Here is a 17,104-nt window from a genome sequence, read left to right on the forward strand (position 1 = left end):
AACTCCTTCATTTAAAAGACCTGAAAAGTCAGCACAGGTTTAGGCATAATGAAAGATTTCAAAGCGGAGGCCTTCTGGCGTCTCAAAGAATAGTGCATAATAATTAGGCGCGATCCGTTCTTTGTATTCCATTGGTTTCCCATGAAGAATCTTTACTCCTAGTGCTTTGATTTTTGGATAGATCGCGTCTACGGCTTCCCTGCTTTCTGCTTTAAAAGCAATGTGTTGGAGGGAACCAGGCTTTCTAGAATCAATTGTCTCATTGATCCATTCTTGCTTTGGCGAACAGATCCCAAAATCAAAGGTATCACTCAAATACTCTACTACTTCCATGTCGGCATGTTCGAGATAGCCTGAATATTTCTTTTGAACATCAAAACCTAACAAATGGAACAATTGATCATAAAAGGGTTCCGCTTTTTTTACATCGTTGACAGTAATTTGAATGTGGTGGATTTGATACATCAGTGGCTCTCCTTTCGTTATAAACCAAAACAGTTAACAGTTCTCGATAGCAAAGGGTGGGTACTGAATCGCTCTTGTTGCCAAGTGAATGAGTTTTTCCTGATTGTCGTCAGCCGCAATTCGATTCGTCTTTAGAGTACCACAATTTCGGCAACGGTGAATGATTGCCCATTCGCCATCCTCCTTGGACCAAATACTGATAGGATCCATCTTCCCTCGGCACAAAGAAGCTCGGTCTCCGGGAAGAGTATCCGCATGAAGACTCGTTAAACAGTGGGGACAGTGGTTGCGATGCTGACTACCTGCATTTTCAGGATTTACCGGTCGACCGCATTCTTCACAGATAAAACTGTCAAAACAAGCCGTCTGTCGGTAATCGCTTTTTAGTTGACGCACCATTTTACTGACACCTTTTTCCCTGTTTGTCTTTTCTTTCAAATAGGCTGTTTTATCGTCCGTATATTTTGCTTCTGCGTGTAGTTTAAGATAGCTTTCCCATCTGTCTAAAGACAATTTCTCTGCTCGCAATGCTTCTTTGATGGCACATCCTGGCTCACTTTGATGGTGGCAATCCTTAAATTTGCATTGCCCAAAATAACTTTCTACATCAGCAAAGCTCTGTTTCAATCCATCGGTAGCATCCCAAATCCCAACTTCTCTCATTCCTGGTGTATCAATGATTTTGGCACCATTTCTTAACACTAGTAATTGTCTGTGACTCGTGGCGTGTCTGCCTCGGCCATCTTTCTCACGAATAGTTTTCGTTCTCATCACGTTTTTGCCCATTAGATAATTAACCAACGTTGATTTCCCAACGCCAGATGAACCGACTAAAACAACGGTTTTATTGGGTTGGAAATATGGATCAAGTTCAGCGATTCCAGATTCAGTAAAAGTACTGATCGCATGGACATTAGTGCCAATGGCCATCTGTTGGACGGCAGCAATCTTTGTTGCATTCTCTTCTCCAAGATCACTTTTAGTCAAAATGATGATCGGAATCCCCCCAGACTGCCAGGCAAGCGTTAAGTAACGCTCTAAACGGCGAAGGTTAAAGTCTCGGTTTAATGCTTGCAGGATAAACACATAATCAAAATTTGCGGCAATGATCTGCGCCTTGTTTTCTGCTTCATTGGCACGAGCAAGAGCAGCCCTTCGAGGCAATGTTCGCAGAATCAGACTATGATCTTGCCCCCGCCAATCGACCATGACATAATCCCCCGTTACCGGATAATTCTCTTGGGTTGTGGAATAGCTGCCACGTTTTATTTGTGCAAATCCTCTTCCACGTTCACTCATTAGTTCAAAGATATCCTTATGAACAGCTGTGATTTGGGCCTTTGTTTCAATTAAATCAGTCGTTTTTCTTGTATTCATTTGTTTTCTCTCCTACTTCAGAAAAGGAATTATTCTTCAACTAGAAGGCCCCCAATCCCTTCAGTCATTGAAATTCCTCTTCGTAATAAAGAGATACCTGTCTAAAATAATCAGCCATCTAAGGGTATAAAAAAAGACGATAGTCATCCTATCGTCTGAGATCACAATAATCCTCTTTATCGACAGATATCACTTCTACAAGCACAACAAATAAACCTCTGTTTATTTGTCTATTCAGCTTATTGATTAGATATCTGTGACACTCACCAAGCATACTCCATTCATCATATTAGATGGCATAGTTATTTTCAGGGTCAGTATAACAAATCGCTTTCTCTGAGTCAATATCGCTTCTGCTAGCTTCAACGAATGTCATTGAAAGCTAGCAAAAGTTTCTATTGAACTTCAAACAATGTGTGTATTCATCATTTTCTGCGCCATAAGACCCAGCCTACAAAGCTCGTCAAGCCCAATCCAAGAAAAAGATAGCCATTGCTTTTTTCATTTGTTTGAGGCAATGTTCTTTGGGCTGTGGATGTTGTTTTAGCTGTTCTAGCAGTTGTTACCTTTAGATTTGTTTTTATGTTATTGTTCTCAGTTTTTGTATTCGACGTTACTTGTTTCGAATTATCGATTATTTGAAAAGTATTTTTTGTGTAGACATAAGTCACTGTTTGTTCAGTTTCATTGAAAGTCCCGGTCATGTTGTCTGGCAATTGATTTGTGTCTAGTGTATAACCATCAATTGGTAACTGATAGTCTGGCGTACTAGCATCATACTTTTCCCCAATGTTGCCTATTAGGGTTTGTGATTCGTGAATTTGGTTTCCTTCATTATCCACATATTTTACCGTTACATCTGCTGCTAGGAAGGGATTTTTTGTATACGTGTAAGTCACGGTTTGGGCTGTATCACTAAAAGTGCCCGTCATATTATCCGGTAATTGCGTAGTATTTAATGTATACCCATCGATTGTTAGCTGATACGTTGGCGTGCTGGCATCATACTTTTCCCCAATATTACCTGTTAAGGTTTTTGACTTGTGAATTTCTTTGCCCTCGTTATCCACATATTTAATCATTACATCCGCTGCCGGAACAGGATCTTTGGTGTAGACGTAGGTCACTGTTTGGGCTGTATCACTGAAGGTGCCCGTCATCTTATCCGGTAACTGCGTAGTATCTAATGTATACCCATCGATTGTCAACTGATAGTCTGGCGTACTGGCATCGTATTTTTCCCCAATTTTTCCACTTATTGCTTGTGATTCATGTATTTCTTTGCCTTCACTATCCACATACTTGATTGTCACATCCGCTGCCGGAACAGGATCTTTGGTGTAGACGTAAGTCACGGTTTGGGCTGTATCACTGAAAACTCCAGTTATATTATCTGGTAATTGCGTAGCATCTAATGTGTAGCCGTCAATCGTTAGCTGATACGTTGGCGTACTGGCATCGTATTTTTCCCCAATATTGCCTTTTAAGATTTGCGATTCGTGAAGTTGGTTTCCTTCACTATCCACATATTCAATTGTTACATCCGCTGCTAGCATCGGATCTTTAGTGTAGACGTAGGTCACTGTTTGGGCTGTATCACTGAAAGTGCCCGTCATGTTGTCTGGTAATTGCGTACTATCTAATGTATAGCCATCGATTGTTAGCTGATACGTTGGCGTGCTGGCATCATACTCTTCCCCAATAGTGCCTTTTAAGATTTGCGATTCGTGAAGTTGGTTTCCTTCACTATCCACATATTCAATTGTTACATCCGCTGCTAGCATCGGATCTTTAGTGTAGACGTAGGTCACTGTTTGGGCTGTATCACTGAAAACTCCAGTCATATTATCTGGTAATTGATTTTTGTCTAGTGTATACCCATCAATCGTTAACTGATACGTTGGCGTGCTGACATCGTATTTTTCCCCAATAGTGCCTTTTAAGATTTGCGATTCGTGAAGTTGGTTTCCTTCACTATCCACATATTCAATTGTTACATCCGCGGCGGGAACGGGATCTTTGATGTAGACGTAAGTCACTGTTTGCGCATTTTCACTGAAAGTGGCCGTCATGTTGTCTGGTAATTGCGTACTATCTAATGTATAGCCATCGATTGTTAACTGATACGTTGGCGTGCTGACATCGTACTTTTCCCCAATATTACCACTTAGTGTTTGTGGTTCGTGTATTTGATTTCCTTCATTATCCACATATTCCACCATCACATCTGCTGCATGGATGGGATCTTTGGTATAAACGTAGGTCACGGTTTGGGCTGTATCACTGAAAGTGCCCGTCATATTATCCGGTAACTGCGTAGTATCTAATGTATACCCATCGATTGCTAGCTGATAGTCAGTTGTAGTTGTATCATACGTTTCTCCCACAGCTCCTGTTAATGATTGCTCCTGATGGATTTCATTCCCATCTGTGTCGACATACTTGACTGTCACTTCGCCTACACTTGCCGGATCAACGATTACATGGACAACATGTGTTGTATTCACACTATAGGTAGCTTGCCTTGCCATAAATATCGCCACATAACTTCCAGGCACACTTGTATCAACATTGCTGTAATAGGGATAGATTTGTGATGCAGAAATACTTTTTTCAATCGCACCTGAAAAATTCAGTTTGAACGCTTCAATTCCTAGTGCTTGCGTAGTAAAGTCAAATGTTCCCCCAACTGGGAGATGAATGGTATCCGGGCTATTACCAAAAGCATATTCGCCAGTGATATGCCGTTCATATAAAGATAAAGACTTCACTTCACCTGGTTGAAGTTCGATAGAATTTCCCGTGGAAGTAAAAGCATAATTTTCTTTTTGGTCAGTTGTACCAACTTGTTTCAACATATATGCTCCTGCGGGTACATTAACAGAAATATCGCCATTTATGTCAGTAACTAATAAGTATTCTGCGCCTGAATGCACAGAAGTAAAGGTAAAATAAGCACCCGAAATCCCTTGATTAACGTTGCTATCCGAAACATGGATCTTCAACTGTGCTTCCGCTACTTTAGCCGCTCGAGACTCTATTTCTGCAGAAGATTGTGATTTTTCATCTGTTGAAACCTGCGTCTCCCTCTCGTCTGTATTTTGTTCTGTCTCTTCACTTCTTTTTTGACTGTTATCTGTCTGCTCCGATACTAGACTTGAGGAAGGTAGATCATCAGTAGAACTTGTCGTTGAACTTGTGACAGCTAACATCTTTTCCTTCGTTTGACTTTCCACTGAAGTCTCTTGTGTTTCTTGTGCATCTTCTAAAACAGCCATCGTTTGAGACTCAGCATAAACTGTAAATGCAGGTATCCCTAATGCTGCACTTAAAAGGATGATTACTGACAAATAAATCTTAATTCTCTGTTTCACAAACATTCACCTTAACCTTCTTCCTTTTAAAATTAAACTCGCTTATTTCAGATGTCAAAACAGTATAATTTATCTTTTTTTAATTTACAATTATTTGATTCCATCAATCATTTGGTTTCATTCGTTTTCTGTTCGGTCATAAAAACAATTCTCTTAATCAAACATTTATTCCACAAATTACTTTCTTTGCATCCCAATCACCTCGTATGAAGTTTATGTCTAATGAACTTCTTTTATCAAGCAAACACATGTCAAATCAACGCAAAGATTCTTTGCATCATTGGTATATCAGCATTTTATAAAAACAGGATTCATTGTATATCTTTTTTCTGCAGTAAACTTTTCTAACTTAACAGATAGCAACTTTTGCCTTATTCCATAAAAAAAAGCTGCAGATCACCAAAACAAAACTTGTCCTAAATGCACTCATTCATGAAATGAAAAAACGAGCATCTCTCTTTCCAATAAAATAAATAATGGAACTATCATTATTTTTTAATTTAGTCAGGGTGCGATCCTATTTTGTGAAGTCTTCAAGTATCGCAACTTAAAAGTTGCTAGTTTTTTTCAACCTATGATAGGATAAATCTAAAGGAGCAGAAAAATGAGCTTAGCAGAAAAAATGAAGGAAAGCCGCTTAAAAATGGGCTTTACACAACAAGAAGTTTCCGAAAAACTATTCGTGACTAGACAGACCATCTCAAATTGGGAAAACAATCGGAGTACGCCAGATATTGATACATTAGTAAAAATAAGTGAGTTGTATCAAATAAATTTAGATTCCTTGTTAATCACAGATCAGGAAATGCCAAATAGCGAAGTCGACAATGATCTCTTACAAGAAACAAACCAAACAATTTTTTATCGGATTCCTTATCTATTAAATTTAATTGTTGTGATCCTTTGTGTTTTTGTGGATTTCTTGACACCAACTGGCACTCTTTCTCTTTGGACGAGCATCAGCCACTTTCTGCTTTTAGCAGATATAATCCTTTTGATTGCTTTTTTTATTCTCAAAAAAAAGACTCTTTCAATCAAAACGATTGTTCTCACAATTAGTAAAGGACTTCTGATACTAACGATTATTTTAGGCTTTACTTATTGGTCAAATCGAACTGCCAATTCATCCGTCTTAACTGAGATTGGTCATAACTATGGTCATTTTATCTATCTAGCTTTCAAAGCAACTGGGATTTTGCTGATCTTTGACCGACGTAAATTTGTCTTTTAACCTTGGCTAATAAAAAATAGAGCCTGACGAACGCATGCTCTCAATGTCCATCAAAATAAAAGACGACCGAAATTATAGGAATTTCGGTCGTCTTTTTGTACAACCACAAATTTGTGCTGTAACTGTTTTTCCTCATTGACAGAAGCAGCTAGAAAGGATAGCATTGAAATGAACACGTGTGCATTTCAATAAAATTAAGGATGTGTCTCCTTGAAAACTGTCCATTCAACAGTCAGTAGCATTGTGGGTCGGATCAAACATTTTTATTCTGGTCAAGATGTGTCGCATCGTTTTATTTTGTCGCTTGTTTTTCCAGTTGTCCTCGATCAATTTTTTTTGGTCAGTTTTAATTTTATCAATACCGCTATGATCAGTTCGGCTGGAACCACTGCGGTCAGCGCAGTCAGCATGGTTGGCAGTCTGCACTTTTTCCTCGTTAATGCCTTCACTGCTGTAGGATTAGGTGGAACCGTGCTGATGGCACAATATTTTGGCAAAAAAGAAATGAAGCAGCTAAGTAAAGTTTGCAGTGGGACTGTTTATGGTGCAGTGTTGATGGCTTTGATGATCAGTCTTCTCATCGCCTGTTTCCATCAAGGAATCTTGCATCTTTTATTCGGTCATGCAGAACCGCTTGTTCTAGCAAACGCACAACTTTATTTACTGGGTTTATTGGCTTCTTATCCCATGCAAGCGGTCATCGAAGGAACCAATGGAAGTTTGCGGGGAATTGGCCGTACCAAAGCGTCTTTAAAGCTCTCATTACTCATGAATTTCGTTTATATTGTTGGTAATGTTGTATTCATCAGCATTTTTGAAATGGGAATGATTGGGTTAATTACTTCATTGCTGATCTCGCGATTTCTTGGTATGCTCTTTGCCTTTTATACTTTACGAGCAAATCGTTCCCTTTTTTTGTTAAAGAAGGAAGATTTTCTCCGCATTCAGATTCCATTGATCGCTCGAGTGTTGAAAGTCAGCATTCCCTTTGCAGCGGAATCTATTTTCTTTAATGGTGGGAAAATCATTATACAAACAATGATCGTCAGCTTTGGAACGAACGTAATTGCTGCGAATGCGATTGCTTCTTCTTGGATCCAAATTTCTGAAATCGTTCCGAGTGCATTAGCTACGTCACTCGTCCCGATCGTCGGACAATGCATTGGTCGAGGTAATATTGTTGATGCAAGAAAGCTGACCAAAACCTTTGTTATTACTGGAATGATTGCCTTTCTCCTAGTTGACTTAAGTTTATTGCCCTTCTTTCCGCTAGGCATGAAGCTGTTCAATCCACCCGCTGCCATTTTACCGGACATTTATCGCTTGTATCTGATTGCCATTGTGATGCATTTTTTGACATGGAGCATTGGCTTTATTCTTCCATCAGCTCTTCGGGCAGCTGGCGATGCCAATTTCACTACCTTGACTTCGTTACTATCGATGTGGATCTTCAGAATCGGTATGGGCTATCTAGTCGGCATCGTTTGGGGTTACGGTTTAACGGGGATCTATTTTGTGATGACTTTGGAATGGGGTGTTCGAGGTTTGATCTTCTTGCTGCGTTTTCGAGGAAAGAAATGGCATCATCATCAGTTGACTTAGGTGTTTGGAAGATATTGCCAATCTTTGCCGTAGTGACAATCACCAGTACTAGTAAAAAAATTCCCCGTCTATGGCTTAAGCTTTCCGTTTACAAAACAGGAGCAACCGTTTATTTTGTTGCTTCTGTTTTGTATAGTCTTCCAAATTCATTAGTTACGAGCCAAATCGAATGATTTCATCCACTTTTGAAGAAACTAAGTCATCGTGAGAAACATATATGCGTATACAGGATTTTAATTTGCTTTCAATAAATTTGAGGATTCCCAGTTTACTATTGGTGTCTAAATTGCTGAATGCTTCATCCAATAATAGAATTTTCGGTTTTTTTAACAGAGCACGAGCAATTGCGATTCTCTGTTTTTGACCACTCGATAAATTTTCCCCATTCTCCAGCACAACAGTATCTAACCCATTTGCAAAGCTGTTCGTCATTTCAGTGACACCTACTGCCTCTAATACTTCAATAAGATAGCCTTCATCACTGACCTCCATTCCTAATGTCAGATTTTCTCTAATTGTTCCGAACATTAAGAATGGATCATTTGATGCATAAGCAATCTGTTTTCTGTAGTTTTTCTTGTTCTCATGTATTTCTTCATCATTCAGCAAAATCGTTCCTTTATCCGGGCTGTATAAGGAAGAAAGAAGATGCATAAATGTTGTTTTCCCACTCCCGCTTTTGCCCACCAAAGCATAGGACATCCCAGCTTTGAATCTAACAGATAGATTATTAATGATATAGCTGTCTGCGGCATAGGAGAAGTAAATGTCCTTAAACTCTATTGATCGCCACTCTTTCTTCAGAGTATCGTTCAATACTTCGTTTTCTTCTTCATTTTCCTCACTTACATCATCCATCACATCACTGAGCTTTCTCATCATTACAAGGACATTTTGAATTTCTCTTTGATACTCGATAATATTTCGAACCGGTGAGGTATAAAAAGTAATCAGTGAGATAAATGCAATCAGAGCGCCTAAACTCAATTTATCAGCAACAACCAGCGTACTTCCTTGCCACAACACAAGAATTGTTCCCAATGACTCAAGCAAAAGAATGAAGCTAGCTTGGCTATTTTGTAAGATCACACTATATTTCCCAGTATGAGTAAACGATTTGGCCTGCTTCAGAAATTTTCCTAAAAAAAACGACTCTCTTTGAAAAAGTTTGATCGTTTCAAATCCAGTAAATGTCTCATTCAACACATTTAATGTTCGCGCATTTTTCTCGATCAATTCATTGTTGATTTTGTTTAATGGTTTAATAAAAATTATACTTACAGCGGTATACCCTAAAAGAATCCCTGTAGTAACAAGAAATAATTGCTTGTTTATAATATATAAAATCGCTCCACCAGTAATAGCCACAAATATTTCTAAAAAAATAGAGAGCACAAGTCTTGTCAATACTTGTTGTACTTGCGTTGTGATATTATAACGCGTGATCAATTCGCCTGAATCTCTCGCTCTTAAATTAGTCGCTTTCATAAAAAGAATTTTCTTAAAAAAAGCTGCAAAGAGATCGTCATTCATTCTTTTAGAGACATTTGCAATAAAGAAAGCGCGAACAATACTTAGGATTGCTTGAAAAAGATACAATATAACTACAGCTAAAATCAAATATTGAAAATTATACAAGATCTCGTGGAATGCTTCTTCAAAAATTGAAGTATGCGCATGTTCCTCATGAATGGCAGATTCGCTGTTCAAAATAAACGAGTCTATAATGCGTTGATAGGAAAAACTTCCCAGAAAAGAAAAAAGGGCGATAACCACGGAAAAAAGCAGAACCAGCAACAGACGTGACTTCTCTTTAAAAAAAAGCGTCCCATAATATGAAATAGAAGTTGTCTGCTCGGGGGAAAACAACTCTGTCTTATGGAAGATAACGATATATCCTCCCCAGATTTTTTCGAAATATCCTACAGAAATCTTTTTTACTCCTTGTGCAGGATCGAATACTTTTATCTTAGTGTCAGACCATTCCTCTACTACCAAAAAATGAGAAAGTCCTGTTTCCAATACGACTAAAGCAATGAAAGGCAGGTTAATCTCTTTGCTTCTGATACCGTCCCTTAGTTCTCCAATCGATCCTTCTAATCCTTCGGCTGTTAAGCCAACTTTACTTCCTGCTTCAATCAGTCCCTGTAAAGTTGCTCCTGTGCTGTTACTTCTGGTTAAATCCCTTGCCTCAGCCAAGGACATCTTTCTTCCGCATAAATTAGCCAATGTCGCAAAGGCAGCAGCCCCACAATCTTTTTGTTCATTTTGTCTCACCCTCTTCAGCATGGAAATTCAGCTCCTTTTCCACCGATGGTTATAATATTGGTTTTTGATTCTAAAATAGGTATGACCAGTCAATACAGTCAGAAAAAGCAGCAATAAGCCACTAATGACTAAATCGTAGTGAACAAAAAGAGTAAGCGGAGCAATCAAATAGGCTGCTACCCAACTTGATTGAAACAATATGTAGATGCTCGTATACAACAGGTTCACCAAGCCTATACTCATTACGGATGCCACAATCATTGTCACCATCGATTCGCCTATAAACTCAAAAGTTAAGATTTTGGGCGAAACCCCTAAACTTGCTTTCACTCTTAATTCTGTTTCTTCTAAAATTCGTTCTCTTTTAAGTGAAAGAACAGAAAAAAAGAACAAATAGGCTGCACCGGCAACCATCATAATCAAACTGCTGATTTCTAATATTGAAAGAAACAAGGCTAGTTCATCACCAGTGTTTGGATTTAACAGTTTTGCCAATAATGGAATACGTTTGTTTTCTTGCTCTTGAAATGATCTGAATACATAAAAGAAAAGATACAATCGTAACATTCCTTCAACTAAGACGACTGAAAAAAACGTAGGTGTGAAGAATCGTGATAGTACCAACTTGTTTCTGCTTATTTTCTTTTTGATAATCCTGATTGAATTCTTTATCTGATTCATCCGACAGCACCTATTGCTCCCTTCTGGTAAACGATTTACTACTGTTCACCTAGTTTTAGCACTTGCTGGTTCTCTAATTGATAGACGTTACTATTTTCTGGAATAAGCGTATAGTCATGTGTAACGATCAGTGTCGTGATTTTCTTTTGTAACGAAAGACTATTGATAAGCTGAATAATCTCTTTCCCACGGAGTGGGTCCAAATTCCCTGTTGGCTCATCTGCAAGAATAACCTGCGGCTGCTTGATCAATGCACGAGCAATCGCCACTCGTTGTTGTTCTCCGCCAGAGAGCTGATGGCAATAGTCAGCTAACTTCTCTTCTATGCCTAGCTCAAAAGCTAGTTGTTCGACTTCATAACGAATTTTTTCTACAGGTTCATTTTTGATATGAAGGACATAGGCAATATTCTCAAATACTGTAAAAGATTCAATCAATCGAAAATCCTGAAAAATAAAGCCAATTTTCCGTCGATTGGAGAGAGTGTCGGGCAGTGTATCATAGTTCAGTTCTTCATCATTTAAGATGATTTCTCCAGAAGCTACAGGAACTTCGCCAAAAATTGCTTTGAGTATCGTCGACTTTCCTGCACCACTTTTACCAATAATGTAACTAGGTTTATCATCTGGAAATAGTTGGGTGACCTTGGTGAGTACTTCTTTTTTGGCTAATGAATGGATGGTTACATCTCTAAACTGAATCATCACATTTCCCCCTACTCTAGATATACATCGTAGTGTTTGGTCATATGTTGCGAGTTATTCATGTAGTCAAAAGTGAAAAGAACCACTTCTGTATTCGAATGTAGGATAAAGCGATAGGTTAGCTCTTTTTTGTTGTCTAAAACAAAAGAATCAATCGCATCAATGGATGTCAGGGGTTCTTGATTCTGTTCTGCAGTTACTGAGAAAATATGATTATCGATTTCGGTTTTTTCCGGTAAAGAGTCACTGATGACCACTAATGTCAGTGAGATCACCGACCGATCTCCCTCATTGGATTGTTCTACCTCTTTCAATTGGATATCCAAGTCTGCTAGCTTGATGATTTCTTTATCAGAAAAGGTCTCAAGGATTTTTTCTTCCTCTGATTTTCTATCTTTTTCGATTAAACTCTCAGGATTTGTACAAGCTGCCAAAGATACCAATGTTATTCCTAAAAGTATACATTTATCTATTATGCGCATCCGTGCATCCATCTCCTAAAAAAGAATACTATAATCAAATAATTATAGCATTCTTCCATCAATTGATTATTATAGCATGCTAATGATAGTCGGGTTTACGACCAATACGAAATGAAAATATGGAATGAATTTGTTTGAACATGACGCAAGTAACCAGCTTTTGTACCGCCACCAGCACCACATACCCAACAATGCCAATGAAATCCACCTTTAACAGAACGAGTTTCTGTCTCAGTCATTGTCCTCATATGGACTACCTCCTTCTTAATGCTATAATATTCCGAATATTACAAATATAATGATAATATTTATTTATAACAATTACAATATAAATTTATTTTCAAAATACAAAAATTTAACAGGCGATATTTGGAAACGAAAAAGCTCCTGTCATAGATGGATGATCACTTTGGCGCTTCTGCTAAAACATAGAAAAAAGAGAAATACGCTTCATTATTAAAAGGTAAAACAAATAGAGAGAATGTGGAGCATTCAACATTCTCTCTATTTAGAAATCCAACTAAGATTATTTTCTTCATTGACTATACCAAAGAGTTGCTTGATCTAAAGAAGCAAGCATATTTTTCAGATCACCGGTAAAATAGGCTATCACCTGATCCTCGGGCCATCCAAATCGCAATCACTTCTGTCTTTTCATAGTTACTAGTTGAATCGTCTCTGCTTCGCTCAAGAAAACCTGTTTTACCATCAAAAACGCTAAATCATTACTACGACAACTCTTCTAAAAGACTACATCCTTCGGTCATATCTACTGGACTGCTTTAAAGCCTATCTGATTATTAAAGGTAAATTTTTTGCTCTACGGTCAAAGATTTTTTTTTCAGAGCAATTCTTGATAACGATGAATGTAGAAACGTTTGACAATCGTTACTAGGGCTAAGTAGGCAATGATGGTTGCGGTCAGCCATAGCCAGTACGCTGATGGAAGAACTGCCATGCCTAAACTTTGGCCAAAGTTCGTAAACGGTAAGAATGTCCCGACGGCAATTCCTAATGAAGTGATCGCTGTCATAATGAATGAGCCGCGGCTTTGGATAAATGGAATCTTTGGTGTCCGCAAGGCGTGGAGCACGAGTGTTTGCGACCATAACGATTCTACAAACCAGCCAGCATGAAAGACAGCGATAAAAGCGACTTGTTGTTCTGGCGTCAACGTATGGAAATCGCCACCAACTACCGCTGGACAAATAATGAAGTACATCAATAAATAGGTAGTAATATCAAACACTGAACTTGTTGGACCTAACCAAATCATAAATTTACCGATACTCGATGCATCCCAGCGCTTTGGTTTATCCAAGTATTCTTTATCCATGTGGTCCCAAGGAATCGATACACAGGAAATATCGTAAATAAGGTTGAGGAAAAGAATCTGTAACGGCAACATTGGCAAAAATGGCAGAAACGTGCTAGCAACGAGAACCGAAAACATATTGCCGAAATTAGAACTTGCGGTCGCCTTGATATATTTCATGATATTCCCAAAGGTTTCTCGTCCTGAAATGATCCCACGTTCTAAAATCATTAAATCTTTTTCTAACAAAATAACATCGGCCGATTCTTTGGCAATATCTACTGCCGTATCTACTGAGATTCCGACATCTGCTGCCTTCATTGCTGGCGCATCATTGATCCCATCTCCTAAAAATCCTACTGTGTGCCCATTTTCTCTCAAAATCCCGGTAATTCGCTGCTTTTGCTGCGGGTTCAATTTGACGAAAACATTGTATTTTTCAACAAGTTGACTAAGTTTTTTATCCGATACATTTAGAATGTCTTCTCCACTGATCAGCTTTTCTGCCCCTAATCCAACTTGCTGACATACAGACTGCGTTACTAACGCATTGTCGCCAGTTAACACTTTCACGCCAACTCCGTGTTTCTTTAACGTTTCCAGTGCTTGTTTCGTGGTTTCTTTTGGCGGATCCAAAAACGCTAGATACCCAATGAGAACCATCTCAGATTCATCTGCTACAGAAAATTCACCTACCACGCTTGGATTCGTTTTTTGAGCTACCCCGATCACACGTAGCCCATCTTCATTTAGTTCATTGACTTTTTTTAGAACTTCTTGTTTTATCTCCTCAGTTAATGCAGTCACCTTTCCTTTGAAATCTACATAACTTGAGATGCTGAGCATTTCCTCGATTGCGCCTTTGGTGATCATTTGTGTTTTTCCAGACGGATCTTCTACGACCACACTCATTCGTCTCCGTTCAAAATCAAAGGGAATCTCGTCGATCTTTTTATATGGGAGATCAGGGACTCCTAATTCTTTTTTAGCCGCATCAATGATCGCAACATCTAATAAGTTCTTCAATCCGGTTTGGTAATAGCTGTTAAGATAGGCATGCCGCAATACTCGCTCATCTTCTTCTCCAGTCAAATCCAAATGGTACTCTAAAATAATCTTGTCTTGCGTTAGCGTGCCAGTTTTATCCGTACAGAGGATATCGATCGCACCAAAGTTTTGGATCGCATTTAAGTTCTTGATCACAGTGCCTTTTTTCGCCATTCCAGTTGCGCCTTTGACCAAATTCGTTGTTACGATCATCGGCAACATTTCTGGCGTCAGCCCAACAGCTACTGACAAGCCAAACAGGAATGCTTCCATCCAATCGCCTTTCGTGAAACCATTAATGACAATGACCGTCGGTGCCATTAATGCCATGAACTTGATGAATAAGAACGAGGTTTTGCGAATCCCTAACTCAAAGCTGGTTCGAATAGGCTTAGTGGACAATGACTTTGCCACATCACCGAAAAGAGTATGGTTGCCAGTAGCGATCACAACCCCTTCCGCTGTACCACTGATGACATTGCTTCCCATAAAGGCTAAATTTTCATAGCTTGTTTCAGAATCACGGCTTGTAACAACTGCTTCGGCATTTTTTTCAACCGGATAACTTTCTCCCGTTAAAGCAGATTGAGAAATAAACAAGTCTTTCGTTGCAGTCAAGCGGATATCCGCTGGAATCATGTCTCCCGCAGACAATTTCACAATATCTCCACAGACGATTTCTTCCATCGGTACTTCTGCGTAGACGCTTTTACGCTTCACTGTCGCAGTAACCTTAACCAATGACTTTAGTTTTTCGGCAGCCTTATTTGATTGCACAGATTGAATCAACGTCATGGTGCCGCTAATCAAAATCATGACAAAGATTATCCCACTGCCAAAATAATCCCGTTCCTCTGGTGCCGCAATAACGACTTCAGTGATAAAAGAGGTAATCCCTAACCCAATCAGCACTAATGTAAAGGGAGTGATATACGCTTTTAAGACTTCCATAATGAATGGGGTCTTCTTTCCATAGGAAATTTGATTTGATCCATACTTGTTCCTAGCCGCGATTGCTTGTCCTTCAGTCAGTCCTCTTTTAGAAGTCTGAAAGGTTTCATAGATCGTTTCGATCGTTTTTTTTGCCATTAATCCGTAATTAATGCTTTGAATAGGTCGTTTTTTTGTTTCCACTTTTTCTACCTTCTCTCCAAATAGTTCGCCACAACTCTCTTCGAATGATCAAGAAAATTGTTTCCTAGCATTGTTGTTTTTTTGCGAGGGTTTGAAGAAGAAGGCGCTAAAAACAAATAGACAATAGTATCTGACTATCTCTTTGTTCCTCTTCTGCCAAACCCTTTGGTATCGAATGACTATCGTCCATTTGTTTTCATCTCCTTCCGGTTGAAAAAATATCGGTCAACTGACAAGTCTTTTTTGAAAACCTTCAAGATCAAAGCATCTGCTTGATAGGCTTCTGTTTCGCTATATCCTAATCTCCGATAAAAGCCCCAAGCTTGCTTTCTTCCTGTTAAAAATAAGGTCGAGTAATTTAAATTTCTGGCAATTTGCTCCGCATACACTAGTAATTTCTTCCCTAACCCTTGCCCTTGATAATCTGGATGAATGGCCACTTGTTTTATTTGCATACACTTAGACGAACAAGGGTGCAAAAGAAGGGTGCCGACAATCCGCTTATTTTGCCTTGCCACCAAATGAATAGCTTGTTTCTCCTCTGCTGGAGACTCTCTTAATAACGGTTGTCCCGCACTAACCTTTAACACTTGGTTTCGCAAAACTAATGTTTCTTTATAGTCACAACTATCCCATCTGATTAACGTAAGCACTGTTTTACCATGTTTCTCCCTCCTCTGCTAAATGAAAAACTTCTAGTACATGATTATTTTTCGACAATTGAGTAACAATTTCTTTCACTGCTAAATCAGCATTTGCAGCAGGCTCGATCTCTACTTGCAGCTGAATCCGATTCTCTGCCAGGTCTTGGCAAACAAAATGGCAAAATGAAAGAACATACCGATCCAATTGATTGATGACCTCTGTCCGCAAAGCCACCTCGGAAGACCTTTTTCCGGTAATGATCAAAAATGAATTTGTGTTCTTCTCCAGAGATTCTGTTCGATACCCTTCAGCAAATTGATCAAATCTTTGAGAAAGAAAACGAATCACACTATTCACCAGCATGATCATTAGCGCTGCAAAAAATCCTTCTTGGATATAACCAGCGCCAATCACTGTGCCAACAGCTGCTGTACACCATAATGTTGCTGCAGTATTTAATCCTTTTACACTAAAACCATCCCGCAAAATAATCCCGCCAGCTAAAAAGCCAATACCGCTCACTACTTGTGCAGCAATTCGAGTAGGACTCGTATCAGACGCAACCATCGAGGATAATGAAACAAAAATCGTTGCTCCCAGCGAGACTAGAACCATCGTCCGTACACCTGCTAGCTTTTTTCTCCACTGTCTTTCAACACCAATAAGGCCTCCTGCCAGCACACTCAGACCCATCATTCCCAAAAATACATACTCCTGCTCCTTTCCTCGTTTTAAAAATAAAATCGAATCATTAGGCACAAAAAAAAAGCGACTTTTCC

General features: G+C 39.0%; 14 protein-coding genes. 3 read left to right on the forward strand and 11 right to left on the reverse strand.

The features are described from left to right. Nucleotides 1-39: 39 nt before the first annotated feature. The 3 genes from HED61_RS15675 to HED61_RS15685 form a co-directional block, all read right to left on the reverse strand. Complete coding sequence (locus tag HED61_RS15675) at nt 40-468, reverse strand: VOC family protein (RefSeq protein ID WP_086268995.1); 429 nt, start codon at nt 466-468, stop codon at nt 40-42. A 30-nt stretch (nt 469-498) separates the two neighbouring features. Then, nucleotides 499-1,842: a ribosome small subunit-dependent GTPase A gene (rsgA, locus tag HED61_RS15680; protein WP_219645088.1), complete on the reverse strand. Its 1,344-nt coding sequence runs from the start codon at nt 1,840-1,842 to the stop codon at nt 499-501. A gap of 425 nt (nt 1,843-2,267) precedes the next feature. Continuing rightward, nucleotides 2,268-5,216: a MucBP domain-containing protein gene (locus tag HED61_RS15685; RefSeq protein ID WP_219645087.1), complete on the reverse strand. Its 2,949-nt coding sequence runs from the start codon at nt 5,214-5,216 to the stop codon at nt 2,268-2,270. Nucleotides 5,217-5,820: 604 nt separating this feature from the next. Between HED61_RS15685 and HED61_RS15690 the strand changes: the two genes are divergently transcribed. The 3 genes from HED61_RS15690 to HED61_RS15700 all read left to right on the forward strand — a co-directional run bounded on the left by HED61_RS15690 (nt 5,821) and on the right by HED61_RS15700 (nt 8,222). Then, nucleotides 5,821-6,447, forward strand: a complete 627-nt coding sequence (locus HED61_RS15690) for a helix-turn-helix domain-containing protein (protein ID WP_219645086.1) — start codon at nt 5,821-5,823, stop codon at nt 6,445-6,447. A 210-nt stretch (nt 6,448-6,657) separates the two neighbouring features. Further along, nucleotides 6,658-8,049 carry an MATE family efflux transporter gene (locus tag HED61_RS15695; RefSeq protein ID WP_228073923.1) on the forward strand — a complete coding sequence of 464 codons (1,392 nt, stop codon included), beginning with the start codon at nt 6,658-6,660 and terminating at the stop codon, nt 8,047-8,049. Continuing rightward, nucleotides 8,025-8,222, forward strand: coding sequence for a hypothetical protein (locus tag HED61_RS15700; protein WP_135172159.1), 198 nt, complete (start codon nt 8,025-8,027; stop codon nt 8,220-8,222). The genes HED61_RS15695 and HED61_RS15700 overlap by 25 nt, the downstream gene beginning before the upstream one ends. On the opposite strand, the gene HED61_RS15705 is transcribed toward HED61_RS15700, so the two are convergent. The 8 genes from HED61_RS15705 to HED61_RS15740 form a co-directional block, all read right to left on the reverse strand. Continuing rightward, nucleotides 8,203-10,338: a peptidase domain-containing ABC transporter gene (locus HED61_RS15705; RefSeq protein ID WP_219645085.1), complete on the reverse strand. Its 2,136-nt coding sequence runs from the start codon at nt 10,336-10,338 to the stop codon at nt 8,203-8,205. The two genes, HED61_RS15700 and HED61_RS15705, sit on opposite strands and share 20 nt — an antisense overlap. A gap of 6 nt (nt 10,339-10,344) precedes the next feature. Next, a complete protein-coding gene (locus HED61_RS15710; RefSeq protein ID WP_234981401.1) occupies nt 10,345-10,941 on the reverse strand; it encodes a hypothetical protein in 597 nt (198 codons plus the stop codon). Nucleotides 10,942-11,036: 95 nt separating this feature from the next. Next, the gene (locus tag HED61_RS15715) at nt 11,037-11,702 is read right to left on the reverse strand and encodes a cell division ATP-binding protein FtsE (RefSeq protein ID WP_219645083.1); all 666 of its coding nucleotides are present in this window, start codon (nt 11,700-11,702) and stop codon (nt 11,037-11,039) included. An 11-nt stretch (nt 11,703-11,713) separates the two neighbouring features. Then, entirely contained in the window at nt 11,714-12,184 is a 471-nt protein-coding gene (locus HED61_RS15720) for a hypothetical protein (RefSeq protein WP_219645082.1), read from the reverse strand. Between the two features lie 95 nt (nt 12,185-12,279). Continuing rightward, entirely contained in the window at nt 12,280-12,432 is a 153-nt protein-coding gene (locus tag HED61_RS15725; RefSeq protein ID WP_167757166.1) for a hypothetical protein, read from the reverse strand. 593 nt (nt 12,433-13,025) lie between these two features. After that, nucleotides 13,026-15,635 (reverse strand): magnesium-translocating P-type ATPase, encoded by a 2,610-nt coding sequence (gene mgtA / locus HED61_RS15730; RefSeq protein ID WP_234981438.1) that lies wholly within the window; start codon nt 15,633-15,635, stop codon nt 13,026-13,028. A gap of 224 nt (nt 15,636-15,859) precedes the next feature. Further along, a complete protein-coding gene (locus HED61_RS15735) occupies nt 15,860-16,333 on the reverse strand; it encodes a GNAT family N-acetyltransferase (RefSeq protein ID WP_081131899.1) in 474 nt (157 codons plus the stop codon). 4 nt (nt 16,334-16,337) lie between these two features. Then, entirely contained in the window at nt 16,338-17,021 is a 684-nt protein-coding gene (locus tag HED61_RS15740; RefSeq protein WP_225585974.1) for an MgtC/SapB family protein, read from the reverse strand. Nucleotides 17,022-17,104: the final 83 nt, after the last annotated feature.

It is taken from the genome of Enterococcus gallinarum (assembly GCF_021496385.1).
Taxonomy (GTDB): Bacteria; Bacillota; Bacilli; order Lactobacillales; family Enterococcaceae; genus Enterococcus_D; species Enterococcus_D gallinarum.

What these genes read in the sequence shown, in the direction of transcription:
- HED61_RS15720 (WP_219645082.1), bottom strand. Translation starts at nt 12,184, where the DNA reads ATGCGCATAATAGATAAATGTATACTTTTAGGAATAACATTGGTATCT.
- mgtA (WP_234981438.1), bottom strand. Translation starts at nt 15,635, where the DNA reads ATGGCAAAAAAAACGATCGAAACGATCTATGAAACCTTTCAGACTTCT.
- HED61_RS15690 (WP_219645086.1), top strand. Translation starts at nt 5,821, where the DNA reads ATGAGCTTAGCAGAAAAAATGAAGGAAAGCCGCTTAAAAATGGGCTTT.
- rsgA (WP_219645088.1), bottom strand. Translation starts at nt 1,842, where the DNA reads ATGAATACAAGAAAAACGACTGATTTAATTGAAACAAAGGCCCAAATC.
- HED61_RS15740 (WP_225585974.1), bottom strand. Translation starts at nt 17,021, where the DNA reads ATGATGGGTCTGAGTGTGCTGGCAGGAGGCCTTATTGGTGTTGAAAGA.
- HED61_RS15725 (WP_167757166.1), bottom strand. Translation starts at nt 12,432, where the DNA reads ATGAGGACAATGACTGAGACAGAAACTCGTTCTGTTAAAGGTGGATTT.
- HED61_RS15700 (WP_135172159.1), top strand. Translation starts at nt 8,025, where the DNA reads ATGGCATCATCATCAGTTGACTTAGGTGTTTGGAAGATATTGCCAATC.
- HED61_RS15705 (WP_219645085.1), bottom strand. Translation starts at nt 10,338, where the DNA reads ATGCTGAAGAGGGTGAGACAAAATGAACAAAAAGATTGTGGGGCTGCT.
- HED61_RS15715 (WP_219645083.1), bottom strand. Translation starts at nt 11,702, where the DNA reads ATGATTCAGTTTAGAGATGTAACCATCCATTCATTAGCCAAAAAAGAA.